General features: G+C 72.7%; 20 protein-coding genes. 5 read left to right on the top strand and 15 right to left on the bottom strand.

Annotated features, from left to right (window positions below; genetic code table 11):
* Nucleotides 1-147: 147 nt before the first annotated feature.
* A complete protein-coding gene (locus tag E2C05_RS05315; protein ID WP_133218562.1) occupies nt 148-1,236 on the bottom strand; it encodes an isocitrate/isopropylmalate dehydrogenase family protein in 1,089 nt (362 codons plus the stop codon).
* 164 nt (nt 1,237-1,400) lie between these two features.
* Here E2C05_RS05315 and E2C05_RS05310 point away from each other — a divergent pair, with 164 nt between their 5' ends.
* Genes E2C05_RS05310 through E2C05_RS05295 form a run of 4 tightly spaced genes read left to right on the top strand, consistent with a single transcriptional unit; the run spans nt 1,401 to nt 5,673 of the window.
* Nucleotides 1,401-2,606, top strand: a complete 1,206-nt coding sequence (locus E2C05_RS05310; protein WP_133218561.1) for an acyl-CoA dehydrogenase family protein — start codon at nt 1,401-1,403, stop codon at nt 2,604-2,606.
* 1 nt (nt 2,607) lies between these two features.
* Nucleotides 2,608-3,744: an acyl-CoA dehydrogenase family protein gene (locus E2C05_RS05305; RefSeq protein WP_133218560.1), complete on the top strand. Its 1,137-nt coding sequence runs from the start codon at nt 2,608-2,610 to the stop codon at nt 3,742-3,744.
* A complete protein-coding gene (locus E2C05_RS05300; protein ID WP_240046589.1) occupies nt 3,741-4,709 on the top strand; it encodes a Bug family tripartite tricarboxylate transporter substrate binding protein in 969 nt (322 codons plus the stop codon). The genes E2C05_RS05305 and E2C05_RS05300 overlap by 4 nt, the downstream gene beginning before the upstream one ends.
* A gap of 4 nt (nt 4,710-4,713) precedes the next feature.
* Nucleotides 4,714-5,673: a Bug family tripartite tricarboxylate transporter substrate binding protein gene (locus E2C05_RS05295; RefSeq protein ID WP_158291963.1), complete on the top strand. Its 960-nt coding sequence runs from the start codon at nt 4,714-4,716 to the stop codon at nt 5,671-5,673.
* 217 nt (nt 5,674-5,890) lie between these two features.
* Here E2C05_RS05295 and E2C05_RS05290 read toward each other — a convergent pair whose 3' ends face one another.
* From E2C05_RS05290 to E2C05_RS05250, 9 genes are all read right to left on the bottom strand, one after another.
* Nucleotides 5,891-7,000 carry a retropepsin-like aspartic protease gene (locus E2C05_RS05290; RefSeq protein ID WP_133218558.1) on the bottom strand — a complete coding sequence of 370 codons (1,110 nt, stop codon included), beginning with the start codon at nt 6,998-7,000 and terminating at the stop codon, nt 5,891-5,893.
* 109 nt (nt 7,001-7,109) lie between these two features.
* A complete protein-coding gene (locus E2C05_RS05285) occupies nt 7,110-7,988 on the bottom strand; it encodes a DUF697 domain-containing protein (RefSeq protein WP_133218557.1) in 879 nt (292 codons plus the stop codon).
* Nucleotides 7,985-9,388 (bottom strand): YcjX family protein, encoded by a 1,404-nt coding sequence (locus E2C05_RS05280; RefSeq protein WP_133218556.1) that lies wholly within the window; start codon nt 9,386-9,388, stop codon nt 7,985-7,987. The genes E2C05_RS05285 and E2C05_RS05280 overlap by 4 nt, the downstream gene beginning before the upstream one ends.
* A 22-nt stretch (nt 9,389-9,410) precedes the next feature.
* Complete coding sequence (gene gloA, locus E2C05_RS05275; protein ID WP_133218555.1) at nt 9,411-9,800, bottom strand: lactoylglutathione lyase; 390 nt, start codon at nt 9,798-9,800, stop codon at nt 9,411-9,413.
* Nucleotides 9,797-10,639 carry an LpxI family protein gene (locus E2C05_RS05270; protein ID WP_133218554.1) on the bottom strand — a complete coding sequence of 281 codons (843 nt, stop codon included), beginning with the start codon at nt 10,637-10,639 and terminating at the stop codon, nt 9,797-9,799. The genes gloA and E2C05_RS05270 overlap by 4 nt, the downstream gene beginning before the upstream one ends.
* Nucleotides 10,640-10,724: 85 nt before the next feature.
* Nucleotides 10,725-11,609, bottom strand: coding sequence for an acyl-ACP--UDP-N-acetylglucosamine O-acyltransferase (gene lpxA, locus E2C05_RS05265; RefSeq protein ID WP_192912418.1), 885 nt, complete (start codon nt 11,607-11,609; stop codon nt 10,725-10,727).
* Nucleotides 11,606-12,088 carry a 3-hydroxyacyl-ACP dehydratase FabZ gene (gene fabZ, locus E2C05_RS05260; protein WP_133218553.1) on the bottom strand — a complete coding sequence of 161 codons (483 nt, stop codon included), beginning with the start codon at nt 12,086-12,088 and terminating at the stop codon, nt 11,606-11,608. Before fabZ ends, lpxA begins: the two co-directional genes overlap by 4 nt.
* 4 nt (nt 12,089-12,092) lie before the next feature.
* On the bottom strand, nt 12,093-13,127 hold the full coding sequence (gene lpxD / locus E2C05_RS05255; protein WP_133218552.1) for a UDP-3-O-(3-hydroxymyristoyl)glucosamine N-acyltransferase: 1,035 nt from the start codon (nt 13,125-13,127) through the stop codon (nt 12,093-12,095).
* An 8-nt stretch (nt 13,128-13,135) separates the two neighbouring features.
* Entirely contained in the window at nt 13,136-13,672 is a 537-nt protein-coding gene (locus E2C05_RS05250; RefSeq protein ID WP_240046587.1) for an OmpH family outer membrane protein, read from the bottom strand.
* Here E2C05_RS05250 and E2C05_RS34535 point away from each other — a divergent pair.
* A complete protein-coding gene (locus E2C05_RS34535) occupies nt 13,658-14,011 on the top strand; it encodes a hypothetical protein (protein WP_207191657.1) in 354 nt (117 codons plus the stop codon). The two genes, E2C05_RS05250 and E2C05_RS34535, sit on opposite strands and share 15 nt — an antisense overlap.
* Here E2C05_RS34535 and bamA read toward each other — a convergent pair.
* From bamA to uppS, 5 genes are all read right to left on the bottom strand, one after another.
* Nucleotides 13,963-16,311, bottom strand: a complete 2,349-nt coding sequence (gene bamA / locus E2C05_RS05245; RefSeq protein ID WP_133218550.1) for an outer membrane protein assembly factor BamA — start codon at nt 16,309-16,311, stop codon at nt 13,963-13,965. The two genes, E2C05_RS34535 and bamA, sit on opposite strands and share 49 nt — an antisense overlap.
* Before the next feature lie 137 nt (nt 16,312-16,448).
* Nucleotides 16,449-17,579 carry an RIP metalloprotease RseP gene (gene rseP, locus E2C05_RS05240; protein WP_240046585.1) on the bottom strand — a complete coding sequence of 377 codons (1,131 nt, stop codon included), beginning with the start codon at nt 17,577-17,579 and terminating at the stop codon, nt 16,449-16,451.
* Nucleotides 17,580-17,735: 156 nt separating this feature from the next.
* A complete protein-coding gene (gene dxr, locus E2C05_RS05235) occupies nt 17,736-18,899 on the bottom strand; it encodes a 1-deoxy-D-xylulose-5-phosphate reductoisomerase (RefSeq protein ID WP_133218549.1) in 1,164 nt (387 codons plus the stop codon).
* A 156-nt stretch (nt 18,900-19,055) separates the two neighbouring features.
* Nucleotides 19,056-19,916, bottom strand: a complete 861-nt coding sequence (locus E2C05_RS05230) for a phosphatidate cytidylyltransferase (protein WP_240046583.1) — start codon at nt 19,914-19,916, stop codon at nt 19,056-19,058.
* Entirely contained in the window at nt 19,900-20,574 is a 675-nt protein-coding gene (uppS, locus tag E2C05_RS05225; protein WP_133218565.1) for a polyprenyl diphosphate synthase, read from the bottom strand. Before uppS ends, E2C05_RS05230 begins: the two co-directional genes overlap by 17 nt.
* Nucleotides 20,575-20,663: the final 89 nt, after the last annotated feature.

Below are 20,663 nucleotides of genomic sequence, written 5' to 3'. Positions count from 1 at the left end.
GGCGGGGCGGCCGCGGCGGGGGTTGCCGGCAGCCCGCCCAGCGCCGCCAGCGCCGCGATGGCCGCCCGCGCCCCGCCCGCTGCCGCGATGCCGTCCAGCAGGCCCCGCCGCGTGATCACGCCCCCCGCCTCCTCCGCCGCGCCGCGGTCATCCGCCGATCCGCGCCAGCACGGCCTTCGCCGTCGCCACGGTCCCGTCCCTGCCGCCGATATCGGCCGTCCGCAGCCCCGCCGCGAAGGCCCGGTCCACCGCGCCTTCCAGCTCCGTCGCCGCATCCGCGAAGCCCTGCCCCGCCCCGCGGGAGGCCAGCCAGTCCAGCATCATCGCCGCCGAGAGCAGCGTCGCGGTCGGGTTGGCGATCCCCTGACCGGCGATGTCCGGCGCGGTGCCATGCGCCGGCTGGAACACCGCATGCTCGTCGCCGATATCGGCGGAGGGAGAAAACCCCATGCCGCCCACCAGCCCGGCGCCGAGGTCGGACAGGATGTCCCCGAACATGTTCTCGGTCGGCAGCACGTCGAACTCCCAGGGCTTGCGGACCAGGTCGAGCGCCATCGCATCCACATAGTGGTGGCCGCTGCCCACCCCCGGGAACTCCGCCGCCACGCCGTCGAAGACCGACCGCATGAAGGCGAAGGCCCGGAAGACATTGGCCTTGTCCACCAGCGTCACCTTGCCCGGCCGGCCGCGCTGTGCGCTGCGCCGCTGCGCGAGGCGGAAGGCGAAGCGGGAGAGCTTCTCGGTCACTGTCCGGGTGATGCGCAGCGTCTCCTCCGCCAGTTCCTCCGTCACCAGCCCCTTCCCGCGGGAGTGGAACAACCCTTCCGTGCTTTCGCGGATCAGCACCAGGTCGATCCCCCGCGCGCGCGGATCGGCCAGCGCGACCGGCACGCCGGGGATGGCCCGCACCGGCCGCACGCCGGCGTACAATCCGAGCCGGAAGCGCAGGTCGAGCTGCGGGGCGATCTCGGTCCCGTCCGCCTGGCGGATGCCGGGCCAGCCCATGGCGCCGAGGAGGATGGCATCGGCGGCGGCCGCGGCGCGGAAGCTGGCTTCGGGAAACCCGTCGCCGGTCGCCTGGTAGTGGAAGGCGCCAGCCGGCAGGGTCTCGGTCGCGATGCCGATGCCATGGCGCTTCGCCAGCGGCTCCAGCACCGCCAGCGTCGCCTCCGTCACCTCCGTCCCGATGCCGTCGCCGGGCAGCACCGCCACCCGCACCGTGTTCGACTGGCCCATCGCGGCCCTCCCTGCCCTTCCTGCCGCCGGCACTCTGCGCCAGCCGGGGGCGGCGGGACAGGGCGCGGGATCGTGCCGCTGGGGACCATGCCCGGGCAGCAGGCTTGCCGCCCGCCCCGGCCAGGGTCACACTTTCGGCCAACGACATCAGGAGGAAACGCGGCATGGACCTGCGCTTCACGCCCGAGGAAGCGGCCTTCCGCGAGGAGGTGCGCGCCTTCATCCGGGATCATCTCCCGCGCGAGATCCGCGAACGCATGCGGCTGGGCCACCCGCCGCGCAAGCAGGACACCATCGCCTGGATGCGCATCCTGAACGAGCGCGGCTGGGCGGCCTATTCTTGGCCCACGGAATGGGGCGGACCGGGTTGGACGCCCATCCAGCGCATGATCTTCCTTGAGGAGAACCTCTCGGCGCCGGCGCCCGAGCTGCTCTCCTTCAACATCACCATGCTCGGCCCCGTCCTGATCCAGTTCGGGACCGAGGCGCAGAAGAAGCACTTCCTGCCGCGCGCCGCCAACCTCGATGACTGGTGGTGCCAGGGCTTCTCCGAGCCCGGCGCGGGCTCCGACCTCGCCAGCCTACGCACCGCCGCGGTGCGCGACGGCGACCACTACGTGGTGAACGGCCAGAAGATCTGGACCAGCACGGCGCACAATGCCGACTGGTGCTTCTGCCTGGTCCGCACCAACCCGCAGGCCGCCAAGCGGCAGGACGGCATCTCCTTCCTGCTGATCGACCTGAGGACGCCTGGCATCGAGGTGCGGCCGATCATCTCCATCGACGGCAGCCACCACCTGAACGAGGTGTTCTTCACCGATGTCCGGGTGCCGGTCGGGAACCTGGTCGGCGAGGAGAACAAGGGCTGGTCGGTGGCCAAGTACCTGCTGGGCAATGAGCGCACCGGCATCGCCCGCCTGGGCAAGAGCAAGGAGCGCGTGCGCTTCGCCAAGGAGGTGGCGAAGGAGGTCCGGATGAACGGCCGCCCGCTGATCGAGGACAAGGCCTTCCGCCAGCGCGTCGCCCAGATCGAGGTGGAGATGAAGGCGCTGGAGATCACCCAGCTCCGCGTCGTCTCGGCCTATGCCAAGGCCGGCGGCAACCGGCCCGACCCGCTGTCCTCCGTGCTCAAAATCAAGGGGACGGAGCTGCTGCAGGCCAGCAGCGAGCTGGTGATGGATGTCGGCGGCCCGCAGGCCATGCCGGTCTGGCAGCAGGAGCTGGCGGCGCTGGCGAACGAGCCCGCCATCGGCCCCGACTGGGCGCCGCAGATGGCGCCGAACTACCTGATGCTGCGTGCCGCCTCGATCTATGGCGGCACCAACGAGATCCAGAAGAACATCCTCAACAAGGCCGTGCTGGGGCTCTGAGATGGATTTCGACCTCACCGACGACCAGCGCCTGCTGACCGACAGCGTCGCCCGCCTGCTGTCCGACAGCTATTCCTTCGAGCAGCGCAAGGCGCTGCTGAAGACCGAGCAGGGCTGGAGCGAGACGCTCTGGCAGAAATACGCCGAGCTGGGCCTGACCGGCCTGCCGATCGCCGAGGAGCATGGCGGCTTCGGCGGCGGCGCCGTGGATGTCATGCTGCTGATGCAGGCCTTCGGCCGGCACCTGGTGCTGGAACCCTACCTGGCCACGGTGGTGCTGGGCGGCACCGCGCTGCGGCTGGCCGGCGACGCGGCGCAGCAGGGCGAGATCCTGCCCGAGGTCGCGGCGGGTTCGCTGCGGCTCGCCTTCGCGCATTACGAAAGGCAGGCGCGCTACGACATCACCGATGTGCTCACCACCGCGAAGCCGCAGGGCGGCGGCTTCCTGCTGGAAGGCGCGAAGAGCGTGGTGCTGCACGGCGCGACGGCGGACAAGCTGGTCGTCAGCGCCCGAACCGGCGGCAGCCGAGCCGAGGCGGAAGGGCTGAGCCTGTTCCTGGTGGATGCGGATGCCCCGGGCCTTGCCCGCCGCGGCTACCGGCTGCGCGACGGCACGGAGGCGGCGGAGCTCTCGCTCTCCGCCGTGCAGGTCCCGCGGGAGGCGCTGCTCGGCCTGCAGGACGCCGCCCTGCCCGTCATCCAGCGGGTAGTGGAGGCCGGCATCGCCGCGACCGCGGCCGAGGTCATCGGCGCCATGGAGACCATGCACGCCATGACGCTGGACTACCTGAAGACGCGCGTGCAGTTCGGCAAGCCAATCGGCGAGAACCAGGCGCTGCAGCACCGCGCCGCCGAGATGCTGGTGGCGATGGAGCAGGGCCGGTCCATGGCCATGCTCGCCACGATGTCCTTGGAGGAGGAGGACGCCGCGGAGCGCGCCCGCCACATCTCCATGGCCAAGGTCGGTGTCGGACAGGCCGGCCGCTTCGTCTCCCAGCAGGCGGTCCAGCTGCATGGCGGCATCGGCATGACGGAGGAATACGCTGTCGGCCATTTCTTCCGCCGCGTCATGGTGATCGAGCATCTGTTCGGCGACACCGCCACCCACCTGGACCGGCTGGCGGAGCAGGTGGCGTGACCCGGCGCCGCGCGCTGCTGGGCGCGGCGCTGGCGATGCCGGCCATCGGGCGCGCGCAGGCGCCCTGGCCGGAGAAGCCGGTGAAGATCATCGTGCCCTTCCCGCCTGGCCAGGCCGCCGACATCCTGACTCGCGTGCTGGCCGATGAGCTGTCGCGGCGCTGGCCGCAGCGCGTGGTGGTGGAGAATCGGGGCGGCGGCGCCGGCGCCCCGGGGCTGGAGGCCGGTGCCCGCGCCGCGCCGGATGGCTATACGCTGACCGCCGGCACCTCCGGCACGCTCTCCGTCAACCCCTCCGTCCTGCCGCGCATCCCCTATGATGCCGAGCGGGACTTCACCTTCATCGGCAATGTCGCGGTGCTGCCGCTGCTGATCGTCGCGCACCCGTCCTTCCCGCATCGCACGGCGCAGGCGCTGGTGGCGGCGGCGAAGGCGGCTCCTGGCGGCATCGACCTGGCCACCGCCGGCCCGGCCACCAGCCAGCACATGTCGGCGGAGCTGTTCAGCCACCGCACCGGCACCCGCTTCAACATGGTGCATTACCGCGGCAGCGGCCCGGCCATGGCCGATCTGCTGGGTGGCACCGTGCCGCTGATGTTCGACAGCGTCACCTCCTCCCTGCCGCATATCCAGGCCGGCAAGATCATCCCCCTGGCGGTGACGACGCCCGATCGTGCGCCGCAATTGCCGGAAGTGGCGACCATCGCCGAGACGGTGGCGCCGGGCTACGGCGCCTATGGCTGGACCGGCCTGGTCGGGCCGGCGGGGTTGCCGGAGACCATCACCCGCAAGGTGAATGCCGACCTGAACGCCGTGCTGTCGGAGGCCGCCATCCGCGCCCGCTTCCTGGAACTGGGCGCGACCGTGGCGCCCGGCACGCCGGACGAGTTCGGCGCCTTCGTGCGCCGCGAGATCGCGCAATGGCGCGAGGTGGCGCGCATCGCCAATGTCCGGCTGGAGGGCTGACGCGATGCGCCGGCGCGCCTTGCTCGGCGCCCTTGCGCTGCCGGCCGCGGCGCGGGCGCAAGCGCCCGGCTTCCCGGCGCGGCCGGTGCGCATCATCGTGCCCTACGGCCCGGGCGGGTCGAGCGACATCGTCTCGCGCATCCTGGCGCAGCACGCCTCGGAACTCGCCAACCAGTCCTTCCTGGTGGAGAACCGCGGCGGCGGCGCCAGCGTGCCCGGCACCCAGGCGGTGGCGACCGCGGCGCCGGATGGCTACACCATCGGCAGCAACGACAACGCCCTGCTGGTCAACCCCGGCCTGCTGGGCGACCGGCTGCCCTACGATGCCGAACGCGACCTGCAGCCGCTCGGCCTCGCCGTCACCACGCCCGGCCTGCTGCTGGCGGCGCCCGGCGCCGCGGCGCGCGACCTGGGCGGCATGATCGCGGAGGCGCGGGCAAGGCCGGGCCTCGGCCTGTCGCACGGCGGCATCGGCACGCCATCGCACCTGCAGGTCATCCAGTTGCAGCAGGCGGCGGGCGTGGAGGTGACGCCGGTCGGTTATCGCGGCGGCGGGCCGCAGATCGCCGGCCTGGTCGCGGGCGAGACGCCCTATGGCTTCGCCGCCCTCTCCTCCTCCTTCGGGCATGTGCAGGCGGGACGGCTGCGGGCGCTGGCGGTGACGGGCGCCACCCGCACCCCGCTGCTGCCGGAGGTGCCGACGGCGGCGGAGGCTGGCTTCCCCGCGGTGGATCTGGTGGGGCTCTGGGGCTATGTGGTGCCCGCCGGCGTGCCGGCGCCGCTGGTCGATCGCCTGCACGCCCTGCTGCTCGCCCCGGCGCGCGAGCCGCCGCTGCGGCAGAAGCTGGAGGCGCAGGGCTATGCCGTGGTCGCCAGCAGCCCGGCCGATTACGGCGCCCTGATCCGCCGCGAGACCGCGCAATGGCGCGAGGTGATCCGCAAGGCCGGCATCAGGCTGGATTAGAGCGGTTGCCGTTCGCCATGGCTCACGGCAACCGCTCTAGTCATTTGAATCCACGAGCATCGTCACCCTCTCAGGTGATTCCACCTGATCGGGATCTGGTCTGGCCGATCGCGGCAGGGCGGGAACGCGCGGACCCATGCCGCGAACTGCGGCCTGCGGCGGGGTGCGCCGACCGGGGGCGACACGGCCACCCGTCCCGCCCTCCGCCGGCCCGGCCTCATGGCAGCGGCCGCAGCTCCAGCACGCCGTTGCCGAGCTGCAGGCTGAAATTGCCGAGGAAGGACAGGCCGAGCAGCGCATCCACGCCGGGGCCGAGCGCGGCCTTCGACTCCACCAGCACATGCACGGGCACGTCATGCGCCACGGCGCCGCCCACGGCGATGCGCCGCACCCGCCCGCCGGCCACCCAGGCCGTGCCGCTCGCCGTCCCGACCAGCGCGCCATCCGACCGGTCCTGCCGCAGGCCGATGCGGGCCGCGAAGGCGGTGGTCAGGGTGGTGCGCGTGGCGCCTGTGTCGAGGATGACGCGCGCCGGCGTGCCGTCGAACTCGGCCGGGACGATGACGGCGCCGGCGCGCGCATCGTAGCGAAGCTCGGCGCCGCCGCTGCCGAAGGGCGCCGGGCAGCCGCCCTGCTGCCGCCAGTCGCGCATCAGCGTGCCCAGTTGCTGCGTTCGGCGCTGGACCGGGTCGAAAGCGACGAAGTCGCGCAGGGTGAGCAGCGCGTCGCAGGGCCGCCCGGCCCGCGCCTCCGCCCGCGCCAGCGAGTAGTAGGTGGACAGGGCAACATTGCCCGGATCGGCGAAGCGTCCGAGCGCCTGCCGCCAGTCCTGCGCCGCGGCCGTCCAGTCGCCGGCCTTCTCCCGCAGCTCGGCCCGCCAGCCCCAGGCCTGCGGATCGGCGGGATAGCGCTCCACCAGCTCATCGGCCGTTCGCGCCGCGCCGGCCAGATCGGCCGAGAGGAGCTGCGCCTGCAGCCGCGGGTGCAGCAGCGCTTCGTCCAGCCCGCAGCGCTCGCGCGCCGCCGCTTCCACGATGAGCATGGCGCGGTACTCGGCCGCCTGGTTCAGCGCCTGGGCGAGGTCCAGCGCCACGGTGCGGTTGCACGGCTCCTCGGCCAGGCGGTCGGCAAGCTGCCGGGCCGCTGGTGCCAGGCGGCGAAGCGTCGCCGCGGGCAGGGCGGAGGGCGGCTCCGGCGCGGCGGGCGCAGCCGCCTGCGGGGGAGCCTGCGGCGGGGCCGGCGCCGGCATGCCCTGCCGCAGCAGCATCGCCATCCCGCCGGCCACCAGCGTCAGCACGATGCCCAGCACGACCCAGGCCCATGGCACGCCGCCGGAGGATCGCCGCCCGACTGGTATCGACCGCTCCGAGGGATCCACCCACATGGCCGCCTCCGTTGAAGCGGAAGCGACTCATATACGACACAGAAACGAAAATCTACTGTGTCGGCGTGATCCGGCACGCCTCGGCCGAGACCTTGGCCAGCCGCAGCATCCGCCGCACCGCGACGGCGCCCGCCCCCACCTCCCCCGCCACATGCTGCAGCAGCGGGTTGGAGAGCAGCGCCCGTGCCCCGGCATCCAGCACCACATCGGTCGCCGCCACCGTCGCCGCATCCCACAGCGTGCGCCGCAGCAGCGCCAGCGTGCCGAACAGGCCGGGCCGTAGTCCGTGCAGGGACGCGACCTGCCGCACCAGCCGCACCCCGCGCCAGGCGAAGATCAGCGCATCCAGCGCCGGCGAGGGGCTGATGGCGGTGACGGCGAAAGCCTGCATGGCGGCGCTGCGGCCCAGGGCGCCAGCGCGCTGTTCCAGCGATTGCATGCAGGGCTGCAAGGCCAGTTGCAGCTCGTCCACCGTCCGTGCCGCCTGGATGGCAGGGACCAGCGCCGCGCCGTCCGGCACCGTCGCGGCCCAGCGCAGCGCCTCCGCCTTCGCCGTCGCCAGGTCGCCGCGGGCGAAGGCGGCACGCGCCTGGTCGACGTTGCGGATGGAGGCGAGGCCGCGGAATTCCCGCCAGACGCCGGACCCGATCAGCGCGATGCCGCCGGCCACCACGCCGAGCGTCGCCGCGCCTTCCAGCATGCCGCGGCCGAACTGGTCGACGACGAAATTCACCGAATCGATCAGCGTGATGCCGCCGATCAGCAGCGCGCCGCCGCCCAGCACCCGGCCGATGCCGGACCAGCGCACGGTGGGGCGGGGCTCCGCCACCGGCACCACCGCCTGCTCCCACTGGAAGTCCAGGCGCTGGGCCGGCCGCGTATCCTCCTCCAGGATCACCCGCGGGCCGCGGGGCGCGTTCGGGTCGCTCACAGCTTGTCTCCGATCAGCGCCGCCACCAGCGCGTCGAGGCCGAGATGCGGAACGCCGGCGCCCCCGGCGGGGTCGAGCCGCGGCGGCTGGAATTCCGGCATCTCGAAGAAGCCGTGCTCCCAGAAGCCGGGCTCGGGCGGCCGCAGCGGGATCTCGCCGGGATAGACCTTGGCGCTGCGCCGGCTTTCCATCAGCACGCCGCGCACCGCCGCCACCGGGCGGCCGTCCAGCGTCGCCACGTCGTCTTCCGTGCAGCGGACGGAGGCAAGGGCATGCACGCTGGTGGCGACGCCGGCGCTGGCGACGCGGCCCTGCGGCGCCGCAACGAGGTGGCCCAGCAGGGCCGAGAGCGCATCGCGCTGCCGCGCCGGCACATGGTCGGCCTTGGTGGCGACGAAGGCGACGCGGTCCACGCCGACGCCGGTCAGCCAGTCCAGCCAGCCGCCGCCATAGCGCAGCGCCTCGGCGATGGCGGCCAGCGCATCGGCGGTGTCCTCGAAGGCCTCCCGCCCCGCATGCAGGGCGCCGAGCACGTCCACCAGCACCGCCTGGCGTTCGAAGCGGCGGAAATAGGGCTCGAAGAATTCCTCGCGCTGCGCCTCGATATAGGCGCGGTGGCGCTCGGCCATCGCCTCCGCCAGCTCGCCCTGCAGCAGGCGCGGCACGGGGAAGAACCACAGCAGCGGCGTCTCCCCGCGCGGGCCGGGGTTCAGCAGGCGGCCGGGCTGCAGGAAACGGAAGCCGAGCTTGTCGCGGCAGCCGCGCAGCGTGTCGCGATACAGCGCCGCGCCCTCCCTGATCAGCGAATCATCGGCGGGGGCGTAGTTCGGCAGGGCATCGAGGAAGGCGAAGAACCGGGCCGCCTCCGCCGCGCGCGGCCCGCTGCGCAGCCGCGCCAGCGTCGCCTGCGACCAGGCGGCGAAATCCTGCCGCAGCATCGGCAGGTCCAGCAGCCATTCGCCGGGATAGTCCAGCAATTCCAGGGTGATGGTGCGCGGGCCCATGACGCTGCCGAAAAGGCTCTGCCGGTCGAGCTCCAGGACGAGCTCGAGCGAGGAGAGGTCGTCGGTGCGGGCCGGCCAGGCCGGCGGGTTGGCGGCCAGCGCCGCGACATGCGCCGCCACGTCGAAGCGCGGCAGGCCGTGCAGCTCCGGCGCCACCGCCTTCACGCCGCGCAGCCTGCCGCCCGCCGCCGCCTCCAGCGCCGGCAGCGTGCGGCGGCCGCGCCCCGCCGCCAGCAGGTTGGCGAGCAGGGAGGTGATGAACACGGTCTTGCCGGCCCGCGTCAGCCCGGTGACGGCCAGGCGGATGCGTTCCTGCCCGAGCAGGGAACGGCCGAAGCGTTCCGCCCCATAGGCGGCGTCGCGCAGCAGGCCGAAGGGGTCGAGGAGGCCCGACATGCGCGGCCGGCGACGCCCCCGGTCAGCGCTGGATCAGCTCGATCTTGTAGCCGTCCGGATCCTCGACGAAGGCGATGATGGTGGTGCCGAACTTCACCGGACCCGCTTCCCGCGTCACCTTGCCGCCGCCGGTGCGGACCTTCTCGCAGGCCGCCGCCACGTCCGGCACGCCGAGCGCCAGATGGCCGAAGGCATTGCCCTGCTCGTACTTGTCCACGCCGTAATTGTAGGTCAGCTCGATCTCCGCCTGGCCCTCGGCATTGCCCTCGCCATAGCCGAGGAAGGCGAGGGTGTACTTGCCGTCCGGCACGTCGCGGCGGCGCAGCTCCTTCATGCCCAGCAGCGACGTGTAGAATTGCACGCTGCGGTCCAGGTTGCCGACGCGAATCATGGTGTGCAGGAACTTGCTCATGGCGTCCTCTCCTCGAATTCCTCGGGGCGCAGGGCGAGCAGGAACAGCCCCGCCGCCTCCGCCGCCGCCACCGTTGCGGCGCGATCCACCAGGATGGTCCCGCCCGCCTCGAAGGCGATGCCGGCAAGGCCGGCCGCCACGGCGCCGCGCACTGTCTCGGGCCCCAGGGTGGGCAGGTCAAGGCGGCGATCCTGCCCGGGCTTCACCAGCTTGACCAGCACGCCGCCCGGCCCCTCTCGCCGCAATCCGGCACAGCGCGCCAGCAGGGCATCGGTGCCCTCGATCGCCTCCACCCCCAGCACCAGCCCCTGCTGCACCACCGCGCCCTGGCCGACATCGACCGCGCCCAGCGCCCGCACCACCGCGACGGCGCGGGCGATGTCAGCGCGCGCGGCTTCGTCCGGCCCGGCGGCGGTCAGCAGACCGGCTTGCGGCAGGATGTCGCGCAGCAGGGACTGCGCCGGCAGGATCTCGAACCCCTCCTCCTCCAGCACCCGCGCCACCGCCCGCAGCAGCCCGTCATCGCCGGCGAAATAGGCCCGGCCGATCTTCGCCAGCAGCCGGGCGCCCACCGCGTCGGGGCGCAGGGAGAGGAAGCCCGGGCGCTGCGCCCGGCCGGTCAGCACGATCTGCCGGCAGCCATGTTCGCGCAGGAAGCCGAGGATGCTGCCGGCGGCGCCCACCCTCTCCCGCAACACCGGCACGTCCTGCCAGTCCTGGTCGGACCAGCCTGCCAGCGCCACCACCGCCACAGGGCGCCCCGCCGCGCGGGCGGCCTGCGCAACGCGGAGCGGGACATCGCCGCCCCCGGCCAGCAGGCCCAGAGGATTCCTCACCATCGCCTCGGGAGGGGCTCAGCCCCGCCCGGACCCTCCCCGCCAAGGGCCGAAGGCTCCTTGGAAATCACGAGATCCGGGCGACGCGTCACGCCCCGTCCCCGTTCTCCTCGTCGACGCCGCCAAGCTCGGGGGCGGCCATGCGGCCGGGGCGGACCAGCTGGCGGCGCCGGCTACTGTCGCGGACGAAGGCGATCACCTCCTGCACCAGGGGCTCGTCCGGCCAGCGCTGCGTCGCCTGCTCCAGCTTGGCGGCGAACTCGCCGGGGTCCTTGAACAGCAGGTTGTTGGCGGTCCGCAGGGTGCGCAGCTGGTCGCGGGTCGCGCCGCGGCGCAGCAGCCCGATCTTGTTGAAGCCGACCAGCCGCGCCGGCAGGCCGAAGACATAGCCGAAGGGCGGGATGTCGTTGGTCACGCCCGCAAGGCCCGAGACCATCGCCAGCCTGCCGATCCGCACCGTCTGGTGCACGGCCGCCCCACCACCGACGAAGGCGTGCTCGCCCACCCAGACATGGCCGCCGAGCATGACGTTGTTCGCCAGGATCACGCCGTCGCCGACGCGGCAGTCATGCGCGACATGCGCCATGGCCATCAGCATGCAGCCGGCGCCGACGGTGGTGACGCCACCGCCGCCGACGCTGGCGCGGTGGATCGTCACGCCCTCGCGGATCAGGCAGCCCGGCCCGACCTCGCAACGCGTCGGCTCATCCTTGTATTTCAGGTCCTGCGGCGGGGTCCCGATGGCGGAGAAGGCCAGCACTTTGGTGCCGGCGCCGATCCGCGTCGCGCCATCGACCACGACATGCGAGACGAGTTCGACCCGGTCCTCGAGCACCGCCTCCGGCCCCACCGAGCAGAAGGGGCCGATCCGGCAGCCGGCGCCGATGACGGCGCCCTCGGCGATCACCGCGCCGGGCGCGATGCTGGCGGTCGGGTCGATGCCCGGACGGGAGAGGGTGTCCAAGGCGCTCAACGGTCGAGGATCATGGCGGCATAGGTGGCTTCCGCCACCACCTTCCCGTCAACCTTCGCCTCGGCCGCGAATTTCCAGATATTGCCGCGCTGCTTCTCCTTCACGACGTGCACGCGCATCTGGTCCCCCGGCACCACCGGCTTGCGGAACTTCGCGTTCTCCACGGTCATGAAATACACCAGCTTGCCGCGCGCCTCCGGGCCCAGCGTCTCCACCACCAGCACGGCGGCGGTCTGCGCCATGCTCTCGATGATCAGCACGCCCGGCATGACCGGATGCTCGGGGAAGTGGCCCTGAAAGAAATTCTCGTTGATGGTGACGTTCTTGATGCCGATCGCCGAACTGTTCTTCACCACCTCGACCACGCGGTCGACCAGCAGGAAGGGGAAGCGGTGCGGGATGGCGCGCATGATCTGCGCGATGTCATAGGCCTCCACCGTCGCCGGGCCCGCGGTCTCCGCCGCCTCGCTCGCCGCCATCGTCCTAGCCTGCCTTCCCTTCGCCGCCGCGCCCGCCCCCCAGCGCCTTCAGCTTCGCCATCGCACGCCAGAACTCGCGCACCGGCATGGACGGGCTGCCGATCACGTCGGTCTTCGCGGGGACATCGTTCATGACCCCGGCCTGGGCACCGATCCGCGCCTGCGCGCCGATCCGCAGATGCCCGGTGAGACCCGCCTGGGCCGCAACGGTCACGTAGTCCTCGAGCACGGTGGACCCTGCGATGCCCGCCTGCCCGACCACGACGCAGCCCCGGCCGGTGCGCACGTTGTGCCCGATCTGCACCAGATTGTCGAGGCGGGTGCCCGGGCCGAGGACGGTGTCCCCCTGGCTGCCGCGGTCGACACAGGCATTGGCGCCGACCTCGACGAAGTCGCCGAGGATGACCCGGCCGAGCTGCGGCATGGTCTCGAACCGCCCATCCGGCGTCGGGGCGAAGCCGAAGCCTTCCTGCCCGATCCGCGCGCCGGGATGCAGCACCACGCCCTCGCCCAGAATGGCATGGCTGACGCTGCTATGCGGCAGCAGCCGGCAATGGTCGCCGATCTCGACCGCCGGCCCGACCGTCACCTGCGCCCCCAGGATGCAGCCGCGCCCGATCCGCGCCCCGGCGCCGATCACGGCATGGGGACCGATCTCCGTGCCCTCTCCCACCACCGCATCCGCGGCCACCACCGCCGTCGGGTGGATGCCGGGCACCGGCGCCGGCGGCGGGTGCAGCAGCCGCGCGGCGCGGGCGAAGCCGAGATAGGGCTGCGGCGTCACCAGCGCGACGGTCCCGGCCGGCACCTGGCCGGCGAAGGCCCCCGCCAGGATCACCGCCCCGGCCCTGGTCTCCGCCAGCAGCCCGGCATAGCGCCGGTTGTCGAGGAAGCTGACGTCGTCGGGCCCAGCCGCCTGCAGCGGCCCGACGCCGGTGAACAGCCGGTCCGGATCGCCCTCGAAGCTGGCGCCCGCGGCGCCGGCGATGTCGGCGAGCCGCGTCGGCCCGGCGGCGGGGAAGAAGCGCGGATCCGCCACGGCGTCGCCTAGCGCCGCTGGTTCGGCTGGCCCTGCTGGGCCGGCGCGGCCGCCCCGGGAGCCGGGCGCGGCGCATTCGCCGCCGCCGGCGCCTCGGTCGCCACGCCCTCGGGCGGCATGGTGACGCTGCGCAGGGTGCGGTTGAACTGCTGCGCGATCTCCTCCGTCAGGTCGAAGGGCGGCTCGTTGAAGATCACCAGCGGCCGCGGCAGCACCATGTTCACGTTGCGGCTGGCGGCCACCTGCCGGATCACCGTGCCGAGCGTCTGCTCGATCTCCTGCAGGGCCTGCTGGGCCGCCTGGTCGATGGCGGTGTTGCGGCCGCGGAAGATGCGCTGGCTGTCGGTGATGCGGTCCTGCAGCGCCCGCTCCCGCTCCCGCAGCTGCTCGGGCGGCAGGGTGGCGCGCTGGTTCGCCAGCTGCTGCTGCGCCTCCCGCCAGGCATTCTGCTCGCGCTGCAGGTCGTCGTTCAGCTTCTGCCGCCGCTTCTCGATCTCGTCGCGCACCTGGTTGAAGGCGGAGGAGACGCGTTGGATCTCCTGCACGTCGACGATGCCGATGACCGCGGCCGGCGGCTGCTGGCCGGGCGGCAGCGGCCGCGCCGCCTGTGGCGGGCGCTGCTGCTGCTGTGGCGGCCGCTGCTGCTGCTGTTGCTGCGGCTGGGCCGGCCGCTGCTGGCCCTGGTTCGGAATGAAGTAGCCGGGATCCTGCTGCTGCGCGCGTGCCGGCAGGCCGGGAAGCAGGAAGGCCGCGGCAGTGAGGCACGCGGCGGCCGCGCGGGCCTGGGCAGTCATGGGGCGCATGGTATCAGCATTCCGTCGTCAGATGCGGGGCGTCAGAAGCGGGTGCCGAAGCCGAAGCGGAAGACCTGCGTCTCGTCATAGGACTTCTTCACCACGGCCTGGGCAAGGTCGACATTGATCAGGCCGAAGGGGCTGCGCCAGGAAACGCCGATGCCGGCGCCGACGCGCGGCGCGCTGTCATCGGCGAAGCGCACGCCGGCCAGGCTGGGCGAGCTGGCGTTCAGCTGCGACAGCGACCCGACATCGACGAAGGCGCGGCCGATCAGGCCGAGTTCCGCCGGCAGCGGCAGCGGGTAGCGCAGCTCCGTGCTCTGGGTCCAGAGGAACTTGCCGCCGAGGCTGTCCCGCGTCGTCAGGTCGCGCGGGCCGGCGCCGGCGATGCGGAAGCCGCGCAGGTTCTCGCCGCCCAGGAAGAAGCGGTCGATGATGCGCTCGTTCTTGCCGAAGATGTTCTCCAGGTAGCCGACGCTGCCGGAGACCGAAAGGTACCAGTCGGGATCGCCGAGATAGGATTCCAGCGGGATGTAATAGGTGCCGTCGAGCCGCAGGCGCAGATAGGCGACGTCGCCGCCGAGGCCGGCGAAATCGGTGCCCAGCCGGGCGACGCCGCCGCGCCGCGGGTCGATGATGGAATCGCGGAAGTCGTAGGTCAGCGTCTGGCCGATCTGCGACAGCAGCGTCTCGCCCCGCTGCTCGGTGATGAAGCGCGACGCGCCGGTGGCGATGTCGTAGACCTCGCGGTTGACCAGGGTATAGGCCCAGGACTGCCGCAGCCGGTCGTTGAAGGCGTAGCCCGCGCGCAGGGTGAAGCCCGCCCGCCTCTCGCGGTAGGAGGCGATGTTCAGCAGGTTGCGCTGGATGAAGAAGATGTCGACGCCGGCCGCCAGGTTGCGGTCGAGGAAGTAGGGATCGGTGATCGAGAAGTCGAGCTGGCTGCGCCGCTCCGCCAAGGTGCCGTTGATCCGCGCGTCGATGCCGGTGCCGAGCAGGTTGCGCTCCCGCAGGCCGAGATCGGCGAGCGCGCCGGCATCGGTGGAGTAGCCGCCGCCGATCGAGACCTCGCCGGTCGCCCGTTCCGTCACCTGCGTCGTCAGGATCGCGCGGTCGGGCGCCGTGCCGGGCGCCGAGCTGACCTGCACATCCGCGAAGTAGCCGAGGTCGCGGATGCGCTGGCGGCTGCGGCGGATCTGCGCCGCGTTGAAGGCGTCGCCCTCGCTCAGGCGGAATTCGCGGCGGATGACGCGGTCCTGCGTGCGGGTGTTGCCGTTGATGTCGATGCGCTCGACATAGACGCGCGGCGATTCGTTGACCTCGAAGGTCAGGTCCACCCGCCGCTCGTCGCGGTTGCGCTGGATGCGCGGCTGCACGTCGACGAAGGGGAAGCCGCGCAGGTTGGCGGCGTCCTGCACCGCCTGCGCCACCCGCTCCACGCTGTCGCCGTCATACCAGTCGCCGGTGTCGATATCGACCAGCCGCTGCAGCCCGGCCGCCTCGAGGTTGCGGATGTTCGACACCACCTCGACCTTGCCGACGCGGTACCGCGGCCCCTCGTCGATGGCATAGGTGACGAAGAAGCCGCTGCGGTCCGGCGCCAGCTCGGCCGTCGCATTGGTCACCTGCACATCGGCATAGCCGTTGCGCAGGTAGAAGCGGCGCAGCAGCTCCCGGTCGAAGGACAGACGCTCCGGGTCGAACTGGTCGGAGGAGGAGAGGATGCGGTACCAGGCCTGCTCCTTGGTCGCCACGATCTCCTTCAGCTTGGTGTCGCCGTATTCCCGGTTGCCGACGAAATTGATGCGGGCGACCAGGGCGACCTCGCCCTCCTGGATCTCGTAGACCACGTCGACGCGGTTCTGGTCGAGCTGGATGATCTTCGGCTCCACCACCGCCGAGAAGCGGCCGCGCCGCGCATACAGCTCCTGCACGCGCTGGCGGTCCGCCTGCACCGCCTGCGGGGTGAAGACCGCGCGGCTGCGCATCTGCACCTCGTTACGCAGGACGTCGTCGGAGATCTTGCGGTTCCCCTCGAAGGCCACCCGGTTGACGATCGGGTTCTCCTGCACCTCGACCACCACGCGGCTGCCTTCGCGCCGCAGCTGCACGTCGCGGAACAGGCCGGTGGCAAACAGCGACTTCAGGCTGCGGTCCAGCCGGTCCGCGTCGAAGCGGTCGCCGGGCTGCAGCAGCATGTAGGACCGGACGGTATCCGCCTCGATCCGCTGGTTGCCGCGGATGTCGATGCCCTGGATCACCTCCCCGCCGGGCGCGGGCGCGGCGCGCTCCGGCGCACGGGGGCGGACCTGCGCATCCGCCGCCGCGGGCAGCAGGGTCGGCGCGAGGCAGGCGGTGGCTAGCAGGATGGCGCGCAGGGAGAGGGACAAGATCGGGCCCGTGCTCTGAGGGGGTTGCCCCGGGGTTTCGCAGGCGGCGCGGAGAATAACCGCAGCCCCCTCCCCCCGCCACCCCACCTGCCGCCGCCGAGGCCCCCCGGCGGCGGCGCCCCGGCGCCCGCGGCGCGTCAGCCCAGCAGGCGTGCCACGAATTTGCCGATGCCGCCCTCGACGATGTCGTTCCTCGAGGCAAAGAGGAAAAGGGCGATCAGCACCGCGAATCCGGCGCGGAAGCCGTATTCCTGAACCTTGGGGGGCAGCGGGCGGCCGCGAATCGCCTCGGCCGCGTAGAACATCAGGTGGCCGCCATCCAGGATCGGGATGGGGAAGAGGTTGAGCAGCCCCAGGCTGACCGACAGCACCGCCATCAGGTTCACCAGCGCGCCGATCCCCAGATTGGCCGCCTCGCCGCTGATCTCGGCGATGCGAATCGGCCCGCCCAACTCCTTGGCGCTGCGCTGCCCGGAGATCATCTCGCCGATCCCGACCAGCGTCTGCCAGGTGATGTCGGCGGTCTGCACCGTCCCGGCCCAGAGGGCGGAGACGGGGTCCAGCCGCTCGAACCGCGCCGCGCCGCCCTGGATGCCGAGGACGCCGACCGTGCCCTGCGCATTCTCCCGCGGCTCCGGCACCGCGGTCACCGTCACCGCGGCGCCGTCCCGCAGCACCTGCACGGCGATGGGCTGGCCGGCGCGCGGCTGGACGTAGCGCTGAACCTGCTCGAACCGCGCGACCTTCTGGCCGTCCAGCGCCACGATCTCGTCGCCGGCCAGCAGCCCCGCCCGGGCGGCGGCCGAGCCCTCCATCACCGTCCCGACCCCGGTGCCGCCGACCGGCTGCCCGATGCTCATGAACAGCCCGGCGAATAGCAGCACCGCGAGCAGGAAATTGGCGAAGGGCCCGGCGGCCACCACGATGGCACGGCTGCCGACCGGCTTGCCGTGGAAGGTGCGGCCCGGCTGCCAGGTCGCCCGCACCTCGGGCGGCGCGTCCTCGGGCGTCTCCTGCCCATGCATCTTCACGTAGCCGCCCAGCGGGATCCAGCCGAGCCGCCATTCGGTGCCTTGGCGGTCGACGCCCTTCACCACGGGGCGGCCGAAGCCGATCGAGAAGGCCTCCACATGCACCCCGCGCCAGCGCGCCGCGAGGTAGTGGCCGAGCTCATGCACGAAGACCAGCACGCCGAGTACGACCGCGAAGGCGATCAGCGTCCGCGGCAGGCTCGGCAGCAGGCTCCAAAGATGGCCGATGAACTCCAAGGTCCTGTCCTCCAGCCGGGGCGGCGGATCCGGCGGCGCCAAGCGGATGCGGACGACCCCCTGCCGCGGGAGCCGGCGGACAGCATGGGACCCGCCGCCCGGACCCGGCCGGCAGGCTGACCCCGGCGGCTTGCCGGAGTCTCGACGGCCAGGGGTTCAGGCGGCGGCGCGGCGGGCGGCGATCTGCCCGGCCTCGGCGCGGGCGGCGCCATCCAGCGCCAGCACCGACTCCAGCCCGGACACCGCCGGCGCGCCGAAGCGGCCCATGGTCTCCTCCACCACCGCCGCGATGTCGAGGAAGCCGAGCCGCCGGTCGAGGAACAGGCCGACCGCAACCTCGTTCGCGGCATTCAGGATAGTGGGGGCGCCGGCGCCTGCCTGCAACGCCTCCCGTGCCAGGCGCAGGGCGGGGAAGCGGACCGGGTCGGGGGCGAAGAATTCCAGCCGGCCCAGCAGCGCCAGGTCCAGCCGCGGCAGGCCCACCCGCATCCGCTCCGGCCAGGCCAGGCAGTGGGAGATCGGGGTCCGCATGTCGGGGGTGCCGAGCTGGGCGAGGATGGAGCCGTCGGCATACTGGACCATGCCGTGCACCGCCGATTGCGGATGCACCAGGATGTCGATCCGCTCCGCCGGCACCGGGAACAGGCGGGCCGCCTCGATCAGCTCCAGCCCCTTGTTCATCATCGTGGCCGAGTCGACCGAGATCTTGGCGCCCATCGACCAGACCGGGTGCTTCACCGCCATCTCCGGCGTCGCCGCCCGCATCACCGCCAGGTCGGCAGTGCGGAAGGGCCCGCCGGAGGCGGTCAGCACGATCTTCTCGATCAGCGCCGGGTCCTTGGTGTCCAGCGCCTGGAAGATGGCGTTGTGCTCGGAGTCGACCGGCAGCAGCGTAGCGCCGGTGCGGGCGGCGGCGGCCAGCACGATCTCGCCGGCGCAGACCAGCGTCTCCTTGTTCGCCAGGGCCAGGGTGCCGCCGCGGTCCAGCACGGCGAGCGCCGATTGCAGCCCGGCGCTGCCGACGATGGCGGCCATGGTCCAGTCGGCCGGGCGGGCCGCGGCCTCCACCACCGCCTGCGGTCCTGCCGCCACCTCTATGCCGCTGCCCGCCAGCGCTTCCTTCAACGCGGTATAGGCGCTGGGTTCGGCCACCACCGCCAGGCGCGCGGCGAGCTTGCGGGCCTGGGCGGCCAGCGCCGCCACGTCCCGGCCGGCGACCAGCGCCTCGACCGCGTAGGTCCCGGGCGGCGCGGCCTCCACCAGGGCCAGGGTGCTGCGGCCGACGGAGCCGGTGCTGCCGAGGATGCTGAGGCGCTTCATGGGGCGGTCCATTGCTGGTCTCTCGCCCGGCAGGGGCGGGTGCCCGCCGGTAGGGTGTTGACGATACCGGCTGTCATCCGGGGCTGACAGCCGAGCCTAGCGTCCTTTCCGACCGTCATGGTGGGAAATGCGAAGCGCGGCCAAGCGCCTGTTGCGTCAGTGCCACAGGGCGGCGCCAGGGCCCAGAAGCACGCCCAGCAGCGCCGCCGCGGGCGCTGCCGGCAGCACGCCGTCCAGCCGGTCCAGCAGGCCGCCATGCCCGGGGATGAGGGCGGAGCTGTCCTTCACCTGGAAGCGCCGCTTCAGCCAGCTTTCGAACAGGTCGCCCGCCTGGGCCAGCACGCCGATGACCGCGGCGACCAGCAGCACCCGACCGGGCGGCATGGTCCCGCCCTCGATCACCGCTGCCGCCAGCAGGCCGACCAGCATGGCGGCCCCAAGGCCCCCCAGCGCGCCCGACCAAGTCTTGTTAGGGGAGATGGCGGGGGCGAGCTTCGGCCCGCCGAAGCGCCGGCCAGCCAGGTAGGCGCCGATATCGCTGGCCCAGACGACGAGGAAGAGGAACAGCACATTGGCGCGCCCCGCCGCCTGGTCCCCGCGCAGATGGATCAGCGCGATGCCGGCCAGGCCGATATAGAGCAGCCCGAAGGCGAGCCAGAAGCCCGGCTGCGCCCGCCGCAGCCCGGGCGGGCGGCCGGCGGCCCAGAGCCCCAGGAACCCGGCCACCACCAGGCCGAGGGCCCAGGACCAGCGCTGCTCCACGGCCAAAGTGCCGGCGGCGAGCGTGACCAGGGGCACCGCCATGCCCGGAAGCCGGCGGGTGGAGAAGCCGCAGAGCCGGGTCCATTCCCATGCCAGCAGCGCCACGGCTGCGGCCATCAGCGCCGCCCAGGCTTCCGCCCCCAGCCAGATGCAGAGCACGGCGGCCGGCAGCAGCAGCGCCGCCGAGATCGCCCGCTTGCGCAGGTCCGGCCAGCGGGCGGGCAGCGGCGGCGCCGGGTCAGCCGGTCCGGGCACCGTAGCGCCGCTCCCGCCGGCCATAGTCGCGGATGGCATCGGCCAGCGCCTCGGCGTCGTAGTCGGGCCAGAGCACTTCCTGGAAGACGAACTCGGCATAGGCGGCCTGCCAGAGCAGGAAATTGGACAGCCGCTGCTCGCCGGAGGTGCGGATGATGAGGTCGGGGTCGGGCATCCCGGCGGTGAAGAGCCGCTCGCCGAACAGGCCCTCATCCAGGCAGGCCGGGTCCAGCGTGCCGGCCTTCGCCGCCTCCGCCACCGCCCGCGCGGCGGCGACGATCTCCGCCCGCCCGCCATAGGACAGGGCGACGGTCAGGTTCAGCCGCGTGCCGTGCGCGGTCTGCGACTCGGCGCGCTCGATCTCCCGCACCGTCTCCGCGCCGAAGCGGGACCGGTCGCCGATGACCCGCAGCCGGATGCCCTCCTTGGCGAGCGTCGCCACCTCGGACCGGAGGTACAGCCGCAGCAGGCCGGTGAGCGCCCGCACCTCCTCGGCCGGCCGCAACCAGTTCTCCGAGGAGAAGGCGAAGAGCGTGAGCCAGGAGACGCCCTGCTCGACGCAGCCCTCGATGGTGCGGCGGACCGCTTCCGCCCCGGCCTTGTGGCCGAGCGGCACGGGCAGGCCGCGGGCCTCGGCCCAGCGGCGGTTGCCGTCCATGATGATGGCGACATGCGCGGGCACCCGCGAATCGCCACCGCGGCGGGTCGCGGCGGCGGCGGGCAGGGTGTCGAGCGGGGCGAGGCTCA

Origin of the sequence: Paracraurococcus ruber, assembly GCF_004353985.1 — a bacterium.
Classification (GTDB): domain Bacteria; phylum Pseudomonadota; class Alphaproteobacteria; order Acetobacterales; family Acetobacteraceae; genus Paracraurococcus; species Paracraurococcus ruber.
This window is presented reverse-complemented; position numbering and strand designations above follow the sequence as displayed.

Coding starts and splice junctions, on each gene's coding strand:
- E2C05_RS05315 (WP_133218562.1), bottom strand. CDS start 1,236: ATGGGCCAGTCGAACACGGTGCGGGTGGCGGTGCTGCCCGGCGACGGC.
- dxr (WP_133218549.1), bottom strand. CDS start 18,899: ATGAAGCGCCTCAGCATCCTCGGCAGCACCGGCTCCGTCGGCCGCAGC.
- fabZ (WP_133218553.1), bottom strand. CDS start 12,088: ATGGCGGCGAGCGAGGCGGCGGAGACCGCGGGCCCGGCGACGGTGGAG.
- E2C05_RS05310 (WP_133218561.1), top strand. CDS start 1,401: ATGGACCTGCGCTTCACGCCCGAGGAAGCGGCCTTCCGCGAGGAGGTG.
- uppS (WP_133218565.1), bottom strand. CDS start 20,574: ATGGACGGCAACCGCCGCTGGGCCGAGGCCCGCGGCCTGCCCGTGCCG.
- E2C05_RS05295 (WP_158291963.1), top strand. CDS start 4,714: ATGCGCCGGCGCGCCTTGCTCGGCGCCCTTGCGCTGCCGGCCGCGGCG.
- gloA (WP_133218555.1), bottom strand. CDS start 9,800: ATGAGCAAGTTCCTGCACACCATGATTCGCGTCGGCAACCTGGACCGC.
- E2C05_RS05280 (WP_133218556.1), bottom strand. CDS start 9,388: ATGTCGGGCCTCCTCGACCCCTTCGGCCTGCTGCGCGACGCCGCCTAT.
- E2C05_RS05270 (WP_133218554.1), bottom strand. CDS start 10,639: ATGGTGAGGAATCCTCTGGGCCTGCTGGCCGGGGGCGGCGATGTCCCG.
- E2C05_RS05305 (WP_133218560.1), top strand. CDS start 2,608: ATGGATTTCGACCTCACCGACGACCAGCGCCTGCTGACCGACAGCGTC.